The sequence below is a fragment of the Acinetobacter wuhouensis genome (assembly GCF_001696605.3).
In the GTDB taxonomy this organism is placed as follows: Bacteria; Pseudomonadota; Gammaproteobacteria; order Pseudomonadales; family Moraxellaceae; genus Acinetobacter; species Acinetobacter wuhouensis.
In genome coordinates this window covers 2,706,241-2,723,616 of sequence record NZ_CP031716.1, presented here as the reverse complement: position 1 = coordinate 2,723,616, position 17,376 = coordinate 2,706,241, and the positions used below count along the sequence as shown (strand labels likewise).

Sequence of the window (17,376 nt, the reverse complement as noted above, 5' to 3'; positions counted from 1 at the left end):
GTGAATCAAGATGACAACTGAACAGACTGTAGATACGCTTCTTGAAGATAAAAGCGAAAAAAAGACCAATAAACAAACTACTGTTGAAGAAATTAAACAGGTGATCCAGCCTGCAGAAGCGAAAAAAGCTGAAGTAAAGACTGAGCCAAAAGTTGAAGCAAAAGTCGAAATAAAAGCACCAACTAAGGTTGCGATTTCTAAAACCACTGCGACGAAAGCAGTTAAAACTGAAAAAGTGGATCAAGCTCAAGAAAGTAAAAAGCCGGTTTCAAGTACTAAAAAGCCTGAATCTGTACATGTGTACGATACGATTGTGATCGGTGCAGGGATTTCAGGAATCGCTGCTGCCTATAAAATGAATCAAGCGGGTTATCACGATTATATCGTCCTTGAAAAAGCAAGCCGTGTTGGTGGGACTTGGCGTGATAATAATTACCCTGGCTGTGGATGTGATGTACCATCGGCATTGTATTCATTTTCATTTTCACCGAGTCATAAGTGGAGTCACTTATTTGCCAAACAACCTGAGATTTTAACTTACTTAGAAGAAGTGGTTGAGAAGTATAACTTAGGTGGCAAGATTGACTTTAATAATGAATTGACCAGTGCTAAGTGGGATGAGTCGCAACATATTTGGAATTTAGAAACATCAAAAGGCAAATATCAAGCCAAAACGGTTGTATTTACCACAGGTCCAATCACTGAACCATCGATGCCAAAATTAAAAGGGATTGAAAGTTTCAAAGGTGAAATGTTCCATTCAGCACGTTGGAATCATGACTATGATTTAACGGGTAAGCGTGTTGCTGTGATCGGAACTGGCGCTTCAGCGATTCAGTTTATCCCACAAGTTCAACCTTTAGCAAAATCAGTCGTGGTATTCCAACGTACTGCGCCGTGGGTATTGCCAAAAGCAGATATGGAATTGAGTGATACAGCAAAAGGTATTATTTCTAAATTCCCAGTGATTCAACAAACATGGCGTAACAGTATTGCGCAAATTTTAAATGGTATTAATTTCGGTTTGCGTAATCCAAAAGTATTGAAACCAATTAATTTCCTCAGTAAGCAATTGCTTAAATTGCAAATTCAAGATGATCAATTACGTAAAGATGTTACGCCAAACTTTGATATTGGTTGTAAGCGTCTTTTGTTCGCCAACAACTATTATCCAGCACTGCAACAAGACAATGTTAGTTTAGTGCCACATGGTTTGGTGGAGATAGATGGTAATACTGTTGTTGCGGCCAATGGTGAACGTCACGAAGTTGATGTGATTATTTGGGGGACTGGTTTTGAAGTATCACATCCACCGATTGGTAAGCGAGTTTATGATGCCAATGGTCAGGTTTTAGCAGATCGTTGGAAGAATAGTTCACCTGAAGCATACTTGGGTGCAAGTATTGAGAATGTTCCAAATGCATTCTTGGTACTAGGTCCAAATATCTTGGTTTACGATTCATTTATTGGTATTGCTGAAGCCCAAGTGGGTTATATTGTAGATGCCTTAGTGAAAATGCGTAATCAGAAGTTCACTCGTTTTGAAATTAAAGGTGATGTGGTTGAAGCACACAATAAGCGTTTACAAAAGCATTTAAAAACAACGGTATTTAATGCGGGTGGTTGTAAGTCTTATTATTTGGATGAAAATGGTCGTAACTTTGCTGCTTGGCCGTGGTCTTTACAAGAACTGCGTAACCAGTTAAAAGTTTGGAATACTGATCATTATTCAGTTGAAACAAAGAAAACGACTGTGAATTGATGGTTATTCTACTTCATCATTCAGCTATAATTTAATCAGCAAAGCCCTAAAAGATTTAGGGCTTTGTTTTATTCGTGGATAAATTATTTAGATCGCCTGAGTATTTTCAATTAACCAATTTAAAATCTCACCTTGTAAAAGTGGCGATAAACGCTCACGTACAGTCTGGTGGTATTGATTGAGCCATGCTTTTTCATCATTCGTCATCAAATCCAGAACAATACATTGGGTATTGATTGGACAAAGCGTTAAAGTTTCAAACTCTAAAAAAACACCATAGGTTTTGTCTGCAAAAACTTTAGATTGATTGACCACTAAATTTTCAATACGAATGCCATATTTACCTTCATGGTATAAGCCAGGTTCATTCGATGTGATCATGCCTACGCGCATCTTGGTATTTGCTGTTGGTGGTGCATAGTATGAAATCACTTGTGGACCTTCATGCACATTCAGCGCAAAGCCCACACCGTGACCAGTACCATGACGATAATCTAAACCATATTTCCATAAAGTTTGGCGCGTAATACTGTCTAATAAAGGTGATGCAATTCCCTCAGGGAAAACAGTTTGTGCTAAGGCAATATGACATTTTAAAACCAAGGTATAGTCACGTTTTTGTTCATTACTTGTTGTACCGATAGGAACAACGCGTGTGATGTCAGTGGTGCCATCTGCATATTGTGCACCTGAATCAATTAGTAATAAGCCATCACCTACAATTTGACTAAAATGATCTGGAGTTGCACGGTAATGCGGAAGTGCGCCATTGGCATTAAAACCCGCAATTGTTGAGAAACTTAAATCAATAAAACCTTGTTGTTGTTTACGAAAAGCTGTGGCTTTTTCATCAATGCTTAGTTCATTGATGCTTTCACCATTCTTAAGCGCAGTATCTAACCAATGAAAGAAATGACACAGTGCAACACCATCTTTGATCATGGCATTTCTGACATGTGCAATCTCAGATGGATGTTTACATGATTTAAATAAAGTGCTTGGGTTGATGTCTTGAATCACTGGATTGTGCAGGGTAATTGCTTGAGCATGTAATATTGAAACTTTTGCAGGATCAATGAGTACAACTTGATTTTGAATTTGTTTTAGAAACTCAGCACTCTGCGCATAAGCAATAATTTTAATATGATCTGCTTCTAAGTTTTCCCGTAATTCAGAAGAAAGTTTTGCATCATCAATAAAAAGCACAGTACGAGAGTGATCAATATATAAATGTGCTAAGAACACAGGATTGTATTCAACATCGCGACCACGGCAGTTAGTGATCCATGAAATATCATCTACCGAAGAAACAAAATGAGCAGATGCATTTTTTGTTGATAAAGCATCACGAATTGCGGAAATTTTTTCTACACGTGTGAATGCATTTAAACCATCTGCCATTTGCCACACTGTTTGTAGAGGTAAGGCAGGGCGATCGTACCAAATTTCACTGATCAGATCTAAATGGGTTTCGAGTTTAAATTGCTGTTGTTTCGCAATATCCTCTAAAGCATTATATTGCTGTACAGAAATATTTTGTCCATTCACAGAAATTTTTGCATCTTTGCTTAAATGCTGTGCCAACCAAGCAAGGTGCGTTGAAGCTGGATCATGGCTTTGTTTCTGCAAGATATAGCCCGTATTGTTTAGTTGTTGTTCAGCTTGTACCCAATAACGCCCATCGACCCAAAGTCCAGCGAAGTCTTGAGTCACCACCACAGTTCCGACTGAACCCGTAAATCCCGTGAGCCAAAGTCGAACTTGCCAATATTCGGGTAAATACTCAGACATGTGCGGATCTGCACTCATGGCAATGAAAGCATCAATCTGATGCTGCTGCATATGGCTTCTCAATAAGCTAAGTTTTTCATTTGGCGTTTGAGTGTTCATTAGGTTTCCACTTGAGAATTTTGTATAGGTGTAGGTTTAGTTGATGCAGTTTGATCAAGAAGTTTACGAATAGGCGTCCTTAATAACCATAAAATCACAGCACCAATAAGTAATGCAATCACACAGCGCATGAATAAGGTTGGTAATTGATTAATTTCATCAGCAGAAACATGCCCACCAATTAACCCTGCCATTAAATTACCGAGTGCAGATGCAGTAAACCATAAACCCATGATTTGTCCACGTAGAACATTTGGTGCAAGTTTAGTCATTGCGGAGAGACCAACAGGGCTTAAGCATAGTTCACCTAAGGTTAAAAATAACATTGCACCAATGAGCCACAGTGGTGAAACTGTATTTCCGTGATTTTGGATCACAGAATGGCTTGCAAGAACCATTAACCCAAAGCCACAAGCTGCCAATACCAATGCAATAATAAATTTGCTGATATAACTTGGGTCACGATTGGATTTGCCTAATTTCATCCATAACCACGCAGCGATGGGTGCAAAAATTACAATAAGAATTGGATTGACAGACTGGAACCAAACCGCAGGAATTTCAAATCCTAAAAATTGTCGATTGGTAAAATCCTGAGCAAATAGGTTGAATGAGGTTGGTTTTTGTTCAAAAGCAGACCAAAACAGCGCTGCAGTCATGAGAAGTACAAAACAAATAATAATTTTCTTTTTTTCAGTCGTATTTAGATTTGCAAACAGAAGTAGGTAAGCAAAATATGCAATGATCGCAATACAGATTGAAACGGTTAAATATTTTACGATGATAACTGGATTGATGTGTAAATAACCTATGGAGGTTAAAGTAACAACCACAGCGACCAAGACAAGGAATAGAGTTACGACTTTTGGTGCATTTTTATCATAATGTACTGCTTTGTCCCATGTTGTCTCTGCACCTTGTAAAGCATTGAACTTTTTTAGTTGAGGCACAGTCATGGCGCGGAAAATAATCAATGAAATGAGCATGCCTATTCCACCAATTCCAAAACCCCAATGCCAACCATAATCTTTAACCAAAAGCCCAGTAACTAAAGGGGCGAGGACCGAACCTAGGTTAATTCCCATATAAAAGATTGAAAAGCCTGCATCGCGTCGAGTGTCTTGTGCTTTATACAATGTACCCACAATGACTGAAATACAGGTTTTGAATAGACCAGATCCGATCACAATCAAAACCAAGCCAAAGTAAAAAAAGAAATGGCTAAACAGTGCGGTCAAAGCAATAGAGATATGTCCACAAGCAATAATCAGAGAGCCGTACCAAACAGCTTTTTCTTGCCCCAGCCATCGGTCAGCGACCCAGCCACCTAGAACAGTCATGAGATACATCGAACCAGCAAATAAACCTACGATTGCAGATGCTGAAGGGCGGTCTAGTCCAAGTCCACCATCTGCAATCATTGCTGCCATGTAGAGAATAAGTAGTGGTCGAATGCCATAATAGGAGAAGCGTTCCCATAATTCTGTGAAAAATAAGCCTTTTAGTGGTTTGGGGTGTCCCATAAAGGCCTGATCATATTGTTTTAAATCTTGTGACATCTTCAATTCCTTTGAAAATGATTAATAAATATAAGTTATGCAATATATAAAAATATTTTAATTTAAAGTGTTTCTATTGGTGTTTATTTGTAATTCTTATAATTCATGAAATTAAACTTAAACTATTACTATTCACAATAGGGCGTAAAAAAAACCACCCCAAAGGGTGGTTTCTTGTTCGATCTGAACGCGTAACGAATTAACGTTGGATATCGCGTTGAGTTTCGCCAGTATAAAGCTGACGAGGACGACCGATTTTGTAAGGTCCGCTGTGCATTTCTAACCAGTGGCTGATCCAACCAACAGTACGTGCAAGCGCGAAGATTACAGTAAACATTTCTGTTGGGATACCAATCGCTTTAAGGATGATACCTGAGTAGAAGTCTACGTTCGGGTAAAGTTTACGTTCGATGAAGTACGGGTCGCTTAACGCAATACGCTCAAGTTCCATCGCAAGTTCTAATTGAGGATCGTTGATACCAAGTGCGCTTAACACTTCGTCACAAGTCTCTTTCATTACTTTCGCACGTGGATCGAAGTTTTTATAAACTCGGTGACCGAAGCCCATAAGTTTAACTTCTTTAGTTTTTACTTTTTCCATGAACGGAGCAACGTTTTCTACAGAGCCGATTTCATCAAGCATCTTAAGAACAGCTTCGTTCGCACCACCGTGAGCAGGTCCCCAAAGTGCAGCAATACCCGCAGCGATACAAGCGTATGGGTTAGCACCAGTAGAACCCGCTAAACGTACTGTAGACGTAGACGCGTTTTGCTCATGGTCAGCATGAAGCGTAAAGATACGATCCATTGCTTTCGCAAGAATAGGGTTAACTTTGTAGTCACGATCTGCTGGAGTAGCAAACATCATGTACAAGAAGTTTTCAGCATAGCTTAAATCGTTACGTGGATATACGAACGGTTGACCGATTGTATATTTGTAAGTCCAAGCAGCCAAAGTAGGAATCTTAGCAACTAAACGAACTGCAGTGATTTCACGGTGATCAACATTTTCAACATCAAAACCATTGTGATAGAACGCAGATAACGCACCAACTACACCACACATAACAGCCATAGGGTGAGCATCACGACGGAAACCATTGAAGAAACGGCTAACTTGGTCGTGAACCATAGTGTGATTGCGGACTTTGTTTTCGAAGTCTGTTTTTTGTTCAGCAGTTGGAAGCTCACCGCTTAACAATAAATAGCAAGTTTCTAAGTAAGAAGCTTGAGTTGCAAGTTGTGCAATTGGATAACCACGGTGTAAAAGAACGCCTTTGTCACCATCGATGAAAGTGATTTTAGACTCGCAAGAAGCAGTAGCCATAAAACCAGGATCAAAAGTAAAGTGACCTGAAGCCAACACATCCTTAACGTCGATTACATCTGGGCCCAATGTGCCGCTGTAAATTGGTAATTCAATTTTTTTGCCATCAAGCTCTAGAACGGCTTTCTTGCCAGTTGCTGCAGACATTCAATAGATCTCCTGTCCTGGTGGATATTTTATCTAACTTGCATAGTCATCTTGTAATGCACAAGTCAGACGGATCAAAAATTGCTATTAAGCTTAGTGAGTACTGAAATTTTGTCAATTATACTTATGGATGAACAGATAATGTTTTCGTAAGTATTTTAGTCAAAATGTGATGATGAATAAATATTGATCATTGAATTTCAGAGTCGGTCAGTATAATAAGGCAAATTCTGAGGAAGTTGCATAAAAATAATTATGATTGCGAGGCGGGGAATGGCATTTTTAACCAATATTTTGTTGCTTTTGTAATTAAGCCCTGTTTTTTTTATGTTTTAAAATCATCTAAATTTCATGACTTACATAGCTTTGGGTGTTGTTGCTGTATGAAAAATATGCAAATAAATTGATGAAATATTTATTTTCATTTTTGTGCTTAATTGATTAAAAAATAATATTTAATGTGCAAAAAACATTCAAATAATGCGATAAATTTGTATTTAAATGTTTTATAAATAATCAATTGACATCAAAATTAAATAAAAATCGAGAATTATTCACACACTAAGTTGTTCTTTCTTATTGTAAAGCTTTAAGTCAAATCAAGGATTTGAATGACAACCATTTAAAATATAAATAAAGGTTTATTTAGAAAGAACATAATGACTATCTTATAAATGCTTAAATCATTTCAAAGTAAAATAAGAGGTAGTTATCATTTATGGAACATTATTGTCCGTAATCTTGTGCTTTAGTCTAAATTTAAAAAATATTATAAGTTGTAAATATGTATAAGTGGCTTAAAGTTAATTTTCTTATAAAATAGATAGATAGCTTAGGTTGTGTGGTTGGAATTATCGAGTTTAGCTTTTAAGTTGATGTAAATGATTCTTATTTGAGTGATTTTTAAAGGAAAAGCCAATTTCGATGGTTTGTATTTTGACAGTTCACGTTTTATAATTCAGTGTCGTTTAAAGTTCAGGCAAATGAATTTGTCTGACAATGCTAGCTTTCCTTCGAATTAATTCCAACAAACTCCGGATGGAGTTTTTACTTACAGGATGCCCGCTGTGAAAAGCAACAGACCTGTCAATTTGTCCATGGGTCAAGTTTTAGATGTAAACTTAAAATCCCCTGTGGCTATTGCATCAATTCTACACCGTCTTTCTGGTGTCATCGTATTTTTACTCGTACCGGTACTTTTGTGGCTTTTAGACAAATCATTGTCTTCACCAGAAGGTTTTGCTCAAGTTCAAGCAATCTTTGGTGGCTTCGTTGTACGTTTCATCGTATGGGTGTTTGTAGCAGGCTTATTATTCCATTTCATTATGGGTATTAAACACTTATTTGCAGACCTTGGTTTTGCTGAAGAACTTCAAAGTGGTCGCGTTGTAGCTACAATTGCATTAATTTTGGCTGCGATTTCTGTAATCGCATCATTTGTATGGATTGTTCTCTAATGAAAAGTGCTACAGGTTTAACGGGTTCAGGTTCTCGTGATTGGTATATCCAACGTGTGAGTGCTGTTGTGCTTGCTGTTTATACTGTTGTGGTTTTGGGTTGGATTCTCTGCAATGGCGGATTTAACTATGAGCAATGGTTTGGCTTCATGATGACACTTCCGATGAAGATTTTATCTTTATTGGCTGTTTTGTCTTTAGTTGCACACGCTTGGATTGGTATGTGGCAAGTATTCACTGACTATGTGACTACACGTCAAATGGGTCCTTCGGCTTCAGGTTTGCGTTTGGTATTGACTTCTGCAGTGATTATTGCAGTTTTTGCATACGCGATTTGGGCAATCCAGATTTTTTGGGCGAATTGATAGGAAACAATCATGGGCGCTATAATCCCTAAAGAAGATTACACAAATATTCCACACGAAACTTTCGATGCAGTCATCGTTGGTGGTGGTGGTTCAGGTATGCGTGCTTCTTATCAGCTTGCTCAAGCAGGTTTGAAAGTTGCTGTGCTAACCAAAGTATTCCCAACTCGTTCTCATACAGTTGCGGCTCAAGGTGGTATTGGTGCATCTCTTGGTAATATGCAAGAAGATAACTGGCACTATCACTTCTATGACACTGTTAAAGGTTCAGACTGGTTAGGTGACCAAGACGCAATCGAGTTTATGACTCGTGAAGCGCCTCAAGTTGTTTATGAACTTGAACACCTTGGTATGCCATTTGACCGTAACGCTGACGGTACAATTTACCAACGTCCTTTCGGTGGTCATGCTGCGAACTATGGTGAAAAACCAGTTCCACGTGCTTGTGCTGCTGCTGACCGTACAGGTCACGCACTTCTTCACACGCTTTATCAAAGCAACGTGAAAATGGGTACTCAATTCTTTGTTGAATGGATTGCATTAGATTTAATCCGTAATGAAGAAGGTGATGTGCTTGGTGTAACTGCGATTGACCAAGAAACGGGTAAAATTGCAGTATTCCAAGGTAAAGCAACATTGTTTGCTACTGGTGGTGCGGGTCGTGTTTACCGTGCATCTACTAACGCATATATCAACACTGGTGACGGTCTTGGTATGGCGGCTCGTGCAGGTATTCCATTACAAGATATGGAATTCTGGCAGTTCCACCCTACAGGTGTAGCGGGCGCAGGCGTATTGTTGACTGAAGGTTGTCGTGGTGAAGGTGCAATCCTTCGTAACAAAGACGGCGAACCGTTCATGGAACGTTATGCACCAACTTTGAAAGATTTGGCTCCACGTGACTTCGTATCACGTTCTATGGACCAAGAGATCAAAGAAGGTCGTGGTTGTGGTCCTAAAGGTGATTATATCCTTCTTGATATGACTCACTTGGGTGCGGACACGATCATGAAGCGTTTACCATCTGTATTTGAGATCGGTAAAAAATTCGCGAACGTTGACATCACTAAAGAAGCGATTCCTGTAGTACCAACAATCCATTATCAAATGGGTGGTATTCCAACGAATATTCATGGTCAAGTTGTTCTTCCTGAAAGTGCTGAAACTCAAGAACTTGTTGCGAACTACAACAAAGAAACTGGTGTGTATTCACACAATGGTGGTGAACGTAACTTCACTAAACCTGTAAAAGGTTTCTATGCAATTGGTGAATGTTCTTGCGTATCTGTACATGGTGCAAACCGTTTAGGTACGAACTCACTTCTTGACTTGGTTGTATTTGGTAAAGCTGCAGGTGAACACATCATTGATTACGTGACTAAACATCACGGTGATGAGTACACACCATTACCTACAACTGTGCTTGTAAATACAGTAAATCGTATCAAACACCTTGATGATTCAACTTCAGGTGAAAATGCACAAGAAGTCGCTGATGCAATCCGTGACATCGTTCAAGATCACGCGGGTGTATTCCGTACTCAAGCATTACTTGACGAAGGTGTTAAACAGATTCTTGCAATCGAACCTCGTGTACGTAACATTCACTTGAAAGACAAATCTAAAGTATTCAACACAGCACGTATTGAAGCTTTGGAAGTTGAAAACTTATACGAAGTAGCGAAAGCAACCTTGATTTCTGCTGCTGCACGTAAAGAATGTCGTGGTGCGCATACGGTTGTAGATTACGAGTTACCACCTGATCATGCAGATTACCCATATGGTCGTCGTGATGATGAGTGGATGAAACACACGTTGTGGTTCTCTACAGACAATCACTTGGAATATAAGCCAGTACGCTATAATCCATTGAAAGTTGATCCAATTCCACCTAAACCACGTACATTCTAATTGGGAGAAATAAGATGAGTAGAGGTACCCGTACATTCGAAATCTACCGCTATGATCCTGATAAGGATAAAGCACCGTACATGCAAACTTTTAAACTTGAATTGACTGATAAGCACCGTATGTTGCTTGATGCTCTTCTTGCATTAAAAGTAGAAGATGAGTCTTTGACTTTCCGTCGCTCTTGCCGTGAAGGTATTTGTGGTTCGGATGGTGTGAACATCAACGGTAAAAATGGTTTGGCTTGTCTTTGGAACTTGAACGATTTACCAGAAAAAATCGTGATTCGTCCATTGCCTGGTTTGCCAGTGGTTAAAGATTTAGTTGTGGATATGAATCAGTTCTACGATCAGTATGACAAAATTCAACCATTCCTAATCAATAATCAACCTGCGCCACCGAAAGAGCGTTTACAGTCTCCTGAAGATCGTGAACATCTTGATGGTTTGTATGAATGTATTCTTTGTGCATGTTGTTCAACTTCATGCCCATCATTCTGGTGGAACCCTGATAAATTCTTAGGCCCATCTGCATTGTTGAATGCATATCGTTTTATCATCGATTCTCGTGATACAGCGACTCAAGATCGTTTAAGTCGTCTTGATGACCCATTCTCATTGTTCCGTTGTAAAGGGATTATGAACTGTGTGTCTGTATGTCCTAAAGGTTTGAACCCAACAAAAGCAATCGGTCATATCCGTAGCATGTTGCTCGACCAAGCTGGTTAATACGACGTGAAAAGGAGGGCGCGCATCTTTAGATGTGCGCTCTTTTTTATTGATTTTTGAAAAGCATTGAAAAATACGATCTTCGCCATCATTATTTTATATAAATGGGCTGATGATAATAGATTATTCTTTGTATGTATTTAGCTAATTTATGGATGGTATGTGTCAAAAAAATCAATTGGACCGACAGTTCATGTTAGGATTTAACAAACCACTATATGTGAAAAACGGACTGCTTTTTTAGTACATTTTATCTACATAAGTGTGATTCATAACGGTTTATAAATATTTTTATAAACTAAGCTTAGAACCGCTTTAGAAAAAGCAAATTTACGCTTTGTTTTTTCTAAGTCGATTTGCAAAAAATTGCTCAGCTGCGGTTGAGTATATAGATGAGTGATGATGCCAATGAAGGCGTTATGATTCATTGTCTGCATTGGTTATTAGCCAATGTTGTTAACGCCCCTTGGTCATTAGCGCCTGATGGGTGAATGTCAATTTACCGATTTGGCATTATCAATCATGGGAGTGCTTAAAAAGCACCCTCTAATGTTTTTGCAATAGGAAATGGGTCCACAAATGCAAGAAGTTGCTGACGCACTGCGTCTTGACACTGAACTTTCCGCTGATAGTGCAGCGTATATTGAAGAGCTTTACGAACAGTACCTTTCTTCTCCAACCTCAGTAGGTGAGGACTGGCAGCAATATTTCGATAAATTCCCTAAAGGTGATCAACCACACGGAAATATTCGTGAGCAATTCTTATTATTAGGTCGCAATTCGAACCGTGTTCAGCCTGTTGTGCAAAGTGAAGTAAGTACTGAGCATGAACGTCGTCAAATTGGTGTATTGCAATTAATCGCGGCGTATCGTAACCGTGGGCATCAAAAAGCAAAATTAGATCCACTTGGTTTGGCAAAACGCGAAGATGTGCCAGATTTGGATCTTGCTGCACACGGTTTAACAAAGTCTGATTTAGATACAGTTTTCAATGCTGGTAATTTAGCAATTGGTAAAACTGAAGCGACTTTGGGTGAATTGGTAAATGCCATGGAAGCGACATATTGTGCTTCTATCGGTGTTGAATACATGCACATTGTTGATACCAAAGAAAAACGTTGGATTCAACAACGCCTTGAAGGTGCGCGTGGTCAATTCAATTTCTCTGCTGATCAAAAGAAACATGTACTTGAGCGTTTAACAGCGGCTGAAGGTCTTGAAAAATTCCTCGGTAATAAATATGTAGGTGCTAAACGTTTCGGTGTTGAAGGTGGTGAATCTTTCATTCCTATGGTCAACGAACTGATTCAACGTGCAGGTTCTGTAGGTTGTAAAGAAGTTGTGATCGGGATGCCACACCGTGGTCGTTTGAACTTACTTGTCAACATCATGGGTAAAAACCCAGCTGACTTGTTTGGTGAGTTTGAAGGTAAAGCACTCAACAAAAAAGGTTCTGGTGACGTTAAATATCACCAAGGTTTCTCTTCAAACGTAATGACTCCAGGTGGTGAAGTTCACTTGGCATTGGCGTTTAACCCATCACACTTGGAAATTGTTGGACCTGTAGTTGAAGGTTCTGTACGTGCACGTCAAGTCCGTCGTAAAGACATTGGTGGTGATGATGTATTGCCAATCATTGTTCACGGTGATGCTGCATTTGCAGGTCAAGGTGTAAACCAAGAAACTTTCCAAATGTCACAAACTCGTGGTTACACAGTCGGTGGTACAGTTCACATCGTGGTCAACAACCAAGTGGGCTTTACAACTTCTGATCCACGTGATGCGCGTTCTACAGAATACTGTACTGACATTGCGAAAATGATCCAAGCACCGATCTTCCATGTAAATGGTGATGATCCAGAAGCTGTATTATTTGTTTCTCAATTGGCTCATGATTTCCGTCACACATTCCGTAAAGATGTTGTGATTGATATGTTCTGTTACCGTCGTCGTGGTCATAACGAAGCAGACGAACCAGCAGCAACTCAACCAATGATGTATCAAGTAATTAGCAAAAAAGCGACAACTCGTACGCTTTATGCAGATCAATTGGTACAAGAAAAAGTATTAGATCGCGCGGCGGCAGATGCTTTGGTTGAAAAATATCGTGAAGATCTTGAAGCAGGTAACCATGTTGCAAACGCACTGGTACTTGAACCAAACAAAAAAATGTTTGTCGATTGGTCTCCATACTTGGGTCATGACTATACAGACGAATGGGATACACGTTTCCCAATCGAACGCTTAAAAGAGCTTGGTCAAAAAATGCGTCAATTGCCTGAAGGCTTTGTGATGCAACGTCAAGTTTCTAAAGTGATTGATGACCGTTTGAAAATGCAAACAGGCGAAATGCCATTGAACTGGGGTGCTGCTGAAACTTTAGCGTATGCGTCTTTGCTTGATGATGGTTTCCTTGTTCGTTTAACTGGTGAAGACGTAGGTCGTGGTACATTCTCACACCGTCATGCGAAACTTCATAACCAAGTTGATGGTTCGGTTTATATTCCACTTTGTCATATCAAAGAAAACCAACCACGTACTGCAATTTATGACTCATTATTGTCAGAATTGGCTGTACTTGCATTTGAATATGGTTATTCAACTACATTGCCGAAAAGCTTGATCGTTTGGGAAGCTCAGTTCGGTGACTTTGCAAACTGTGCGCAAATGGTGATTGACCAATTCATCGCTTCTGGTGAAACCAAATGGGAGCGTGTTTGTGGTTTGACAATGTTGCTTCCACACGGCTTTGAAGGTCAAGGTCCAGAGCATTCATCTGCACGTTTAGAACGTTATCTACAGCTTTGTGCTGAAGAAAACATGCAAGTGATTACACCGACTACACCTGCACAGATCTATCATGTTTTACGTCGTCAAGCGATTCGTCCTTTACGTAAACCATTGATCGTAATGTCACCTAAATCATTACTTCGTCACAAGCTTGCAACGTCTACTTTAGATGAGCTTGCTACTGGTACATTCCAGACTGTGATTGATGAAGTGGATAACATCAACAAACAAGATGTAACACGTGTTGTGCTTTGTGGTGGTAAAGTTTATTACGACTTACTTGAAAAACGTCGTGAAGAGAACTTGAACATCGCAATCGTGCGTGTTGAACAATTGTATCCATACCCAGAACAACGCCTTGCAGAAGTTCTTGCAGCATATCCAAACGTGAAAGAACTCGTTTGGTGTCAAGAAGAACCGAAGAACCAAGGCGCTTGGTTATTCATCGCTCCACGTTTATACGAAGGCGTGATGAAGTCTGGTCAACAAGTTCAAATCAGCTACGCAGGACGTGAAGCTTCAGCTGCACCTGCATGTGGCTCACCTTATTTGCATGCAAAACAACAAGCTCAGCTCGTAAATGACGCTTTAGCGATCGTCGCTGAACAATCAGGAGAATCTAAATAATGGCAACCGAAATTAAAGCACCGGTGTTCCCAGAGTCAGTTGCTGACGGAACAGTTGCAACTTGGCACAAACAACCAGGTGAAGCAGTATCACGTGATGAAGTGATTTGTGATATTGAAACGGATAAAGTTGTTTTAGAAGTTGTTGCTCCTGCTGACGGTACAATTGCATCTATCGTTAAAAATGAAGGCGATACAGTTCTTTCTGCTGAAGTGATTGCAACGTTTGAAGAAGGTGCTGTTTCTGGCGCTGCTCAAACTGAAGCAGTTCAATCAGAAGAGAAAGTTGAACAAGCTGCTTCACAAACTCAAGCAGGTAATGCGCCTGTAGTTGAACGCGTTCAAGTTGCTGATCAAGCGCCTGCAGTTCGTAAAGCGTTAACTGAAACTGGTATTGCTGCATCTGATGTAGATGGTACTGGTCGCGGTGGTCGTATCACTAAAGAAGATGTTGCAAATCATCAAGCTAAACCAGCTGCTTCTGCAACTCCATTGAGCGTTGCTGTTGGTGAACGTATCGAAAAACGTGTTCCTATGACTCGTCTTCGTAAACGTGTTGCTGAACGTTTACTTGCTGCGACTCAAAGCACTGCAATGTTAACAACGTTCAACGAAGTCAACATGAAGCCAATCATGGAAATGCGTGCGCAATACAAAGATGCGTTCGAAAAACGTCATGGTGCTCGTTTAGGCTTTATGTCTTTCTTTGTTAAAGCGGCTACTGAAGCGCTTAAACGCTACCCAGCTGTAAATGCGTCAATTGATGGTGATGATATTGTTTATCACGGTTACTATGACATCGGTGTAGCTGTTTCTTCTGAGCGTGGCTTGGTTGTTCCTGTACTCCGTGATACAGACCGCATGAACTATGCTGAAGTTGAAAATGGTATCCGTGCATATGCTGGTAAAGCGCGTGACGGTAAACTTGGTATTGAAGATATGACTGGCGGTACGTTCACTATTACTAATGGTGGTACTTTCGGTTCATTACTTTCTACACCTATTTTAAATACACCACAGACTGCAATTTTGGGTATGCATAAAATCCAAGAGCGTCCAATGGCTGTAAATGGTCAAGTAGAAATTTTGCCAATGATGTATTTGGCTCTTTCTTATGATCACCGTTTAATCGATGGTAAAGAAGCTGTAGGTTTCCTTGTAGCAATTAAAGAATTGCTTGAAGAGCCAGCACGTTTAATCCTTGATCTTTAATTCTTAAGAATAACAATACGAGCTTAGGGTGATCCTCTAAGCTCGTTTTTGGAGATAACATGTCTCAGTTTGATTTAGTTGTAATCGGCGGTGGACCAGGTGGTTATGAAGCAGCGATTCGTGCTGCACAGCTTGGTTTCAAAGTTGCGTGTATCGAAAAACGTGTACACAAAGGTAAGCCATCTTTGGGTGGTACTTGCTTAAACGTGGGTTGTATCCCATCTAAAGCACTTTTAGATTCTTCACATCACTATGAAGATACGCTTCATGGCTTAGATGTACACGGGATCTCTGTTGAAAATGTTCAACTAGACCTTCAAAAGCTTCTTGCGCGTAAAGATAAAGTTGTTGATAACCTGACTGGTGGTGTTGCTCAATTATTAAAAGGCAACGGCATTGAATGGTTACAAGGTACTGGTAAATTACTTGCTGGTAAAAAAGTTGAATTCACACCATTAGAAGGCGATGATGTTCAAGTTTTAGAACCTAAATTTGTCATCCTTGCGACGGGTTCTGTACCTGTAAACATTCCTGTAGCAAAAGTTGATGAAGACTTAATTGTTGATTCAACTGGTGCGTTGGAATTCCAAGAAGTACCTAAACGTCTTGGCGTAATCGGTGCGGGTGTTATTGGTCTTGAACTTGGTTCAGTATGGCGTCGTCTAGGTTCTGAAGTTGTTGTGTTTGAAGCATTAGATGCATTCTTACCAATGGCAGACAAAGCTTTGGCTAAAGACTACCAAAAACTTTTGACTAAACAAGGTTTAGACATTCGTGTAGGCGCTAAAGTTGCGGGTACTGAGATTAACGGTCGTGAAGTGACTGTTCAATATACTCAAGGCGGCGAAGACAAAACTCAAACTTTCGATAAATTGATTGTTTGTGTAGGTCGTAAAGCGTATGCAGAAGGTTTATTGGCTGAAGATTCAGGCATTAAACTCACTGAACGTGGTCTTGTTGAAGTCAACGATTGGTGTGCAACTTCTGTTGAAGGCGTATATGCAATTGGTGACTTGGTTCGTGGTCCAATGCTTGCACATAAAGCAATGGAAGAAGGTGTAATGGCTGTTGAGCGTATGCATGGTCATGCGGCTCAAATCAATTACGACACGATCATCAGTGTAATTTACACACACCCAGAAGCGGCGTGGGTAGGTTTGACTGAAGAACAAGCTAAAGAAAAAGGTCATGAAGTTAAAACTGGTCAATTCCCATTTGCGGTGAATGGTCGTGCTTTAGCTGCTAATGAATCTGCTGGTTTCGTGAAGTTTGTTGCTGATGCGAAAACTGATCGTTTATTGGGTATGCATATCATTGGTCCTGGTGCTTCTGACATCGTTCACCAAGGTATGATTGCTCTTGAGTTTGTATCTTCTGTTGAAGACTTACAGTTGATGACTTTTGGTCACCCAACCTATTCAGAAGTGGTTCATGAAGCTGCACTTGCAGTCGATGGGCGTGCGATTCACGCGATTCAGCGTAAACGTAAATAACACAAAAAAGAGCGGTTTCGACCGCTCTTTTTACATTTGGTGGTTGTTTTTAAGTGAATAATCATCTAAAAATAAAAGAACAAATTTAATAAATGCCAATAGTTATTGCGAT

General features: G+C 39.8%; 11 protein-coding genes. 8 read left to right on the top strand and 3 right to left on the bottom strand.

The window, feature by feature from the left end; translation table 11 throughout:
* Nucleotides 1-10: 10 nt before the first annotated feature.
* Nucleotides 11-1,762: an NAD(P)-binding domain-containing protein gene (locus BEN71_RS13680; protein WP_068973510.1), complete on the top strand. Its 1,752-nt coding sequence runs from the start codon at nt 11-13 to the stop codon at nt 1,760-1,762.
* An 87-nt stretch (nt 1,763-1,849) separates the two neighbouring features.
* Here the strand turns inward: BEN71_RS13680 and BEN71_RS13675 are convergent, their stop codons facing one another.
* From BEN71_RS13675 to gltA, 3 genes are all read right to left on the bottom strand, one after another.
* A complete protein-coding gene (locus tag BEN71_RS13675; RefSeq protein ID WP_068973511.1) occupies nt 1,850-3,652 on the bottom strand; it encodes an aminopeptidase P family protein in 1,803 nt (600 codons plus the stop codon).
* A complete protein-coding gene (locus BEN71_RS13670; RefSeq protein ID WP_068973512.1) occupies nt 3,652-5,211 on the bottom strand; it encodes a peptide MFS transporter in 1,560 nt (519 codons plus the stop codon). The genes BEN71_RS13675 and BEN71_RS13670 overlap by 1 nt, the downstream gene beginning before the upstream one ends.
* Before the next feature lie 199 nt (nt 5,212-5,410).
* Nucleotides 5,411-6,685: a citrate synthase gene (gltA, locus tag BEN71_RS13665; RefSeq protein WP_068973513.1), complete on the bottom strand. Its 1,275-nt coding sequence runs from the start codon at nt 6,683-6,685 to the stop codon at nt 5,411-5,413.
* A 1,058-nt stretch (nt 6,686-7,743) separates the two neighbouring features.
* Between gltA and sdhC the strand changes: the two genes are divergently transcribed.
* The 7 genes from sdhC to lpdA all read left to right on the top strand — a co-directional run bounded on the left by sdhC (nt 7,744) and on the right by lpdA (nt 17,264).
* The gene (sdhC, locus tag BEN71_RS13660; protein WP_122071964.1) at nt 7,744-8,142 is read left to right on the top strand and encodes a succinate dehydrogenase, cytochrome b556 subunit; all 399 of its coding nucleotides are present in this window, start codon (nt 7,744-7,746) and stop codon (nt 8,140-8,142) included.
* Nucleotides 8,142-8,507 carry a succinate dehydrogenase, hydrophobic membrane anchor protein gene (gene sdhD, locus BEN71_RS13655; RefSeq protein ID WP_068973514.1) on the top strand — a complete coding sequence of 122 codons (366 nt, stop codon included), beginning with the start codon at nt 8,142-8,144 and terminating at the stop codon, nt 8,505-8,507. The genes sdhC and sdhD overlap by 1 nt, the downstream gene beginning before the upstream one ends.
* 12 nt (nt 8,508-8,519) lie before the next feature.
* Nucleotides 8,520-10,418 carry an FAD-binding protein gene (locus BEN71_RS13650; protein WP_068973515.1) on the top strand — a complete coding sequence of 633 codons (1,899 nt, stop codon included), beginning with the start codon at nt 8,520-8,522 and terminating at the stop codon, nt 10,416-10,418.
* A 14-nt stretch (nt 10,419-10,432) separates the two neighbouring features.
* Nucleotides 10,433-11,143: a succinate dehydrogenase iron-sulfur subunit gene (locus BEN71_RS13645; RefSeq protein WP_068973516.1), complete on the top strand. Its 711-nt coding sequence runs from the start codon at nt 10,433-10,435 to the stop codon at nt 11,141-11,143.
* Between the two features lie 579 nt (nt 11,144-11,722).
* Nucleotides 11,723-14,560, top strand: coding sequence for a 2-oxoglutarate dehydrogenase E1 component (locus tag BEN71_RS13640; protein WP_068973553.1), 2,838 nt, complete (start codon nt 11,723-11,725; stop codon nt 14,558-14,560).
* Nucleotides 14,560-15,771: a 2-oxoglutarate dehydrogenase complex dihydrolipoyllysine-residue succinyltransferase gene (odhB, locus tag BEN71_RS13635; RefSeq protein WP_068973517.1), complete on the top strand. Its 1,212-nt coding sequence runs from the start codon at nt 14,560-14,562 to the stop codon at nt 15,769-15,771. The genes BEN71_RS13640 and odhB overlap by 1 nt, the downstream gene beginning before the upstream one ends.
* 59 nt (nt 15,772-15,830) lie before the next feature.
* Nucleotides 15,831-17,264, top strand: a complete 1,434-nt coding sequence (gene lpdA, locus BEN71_RS13630; protein ID WP_068973518.1) for a dihydrolipoyl dehydrogenase — start codon at nt 15,831-15,833, stop codon at nt 17,262-17,264.
* The last annotated feature ends 112 nt before the right edge of the window (nt 17,265-17,376 follow it).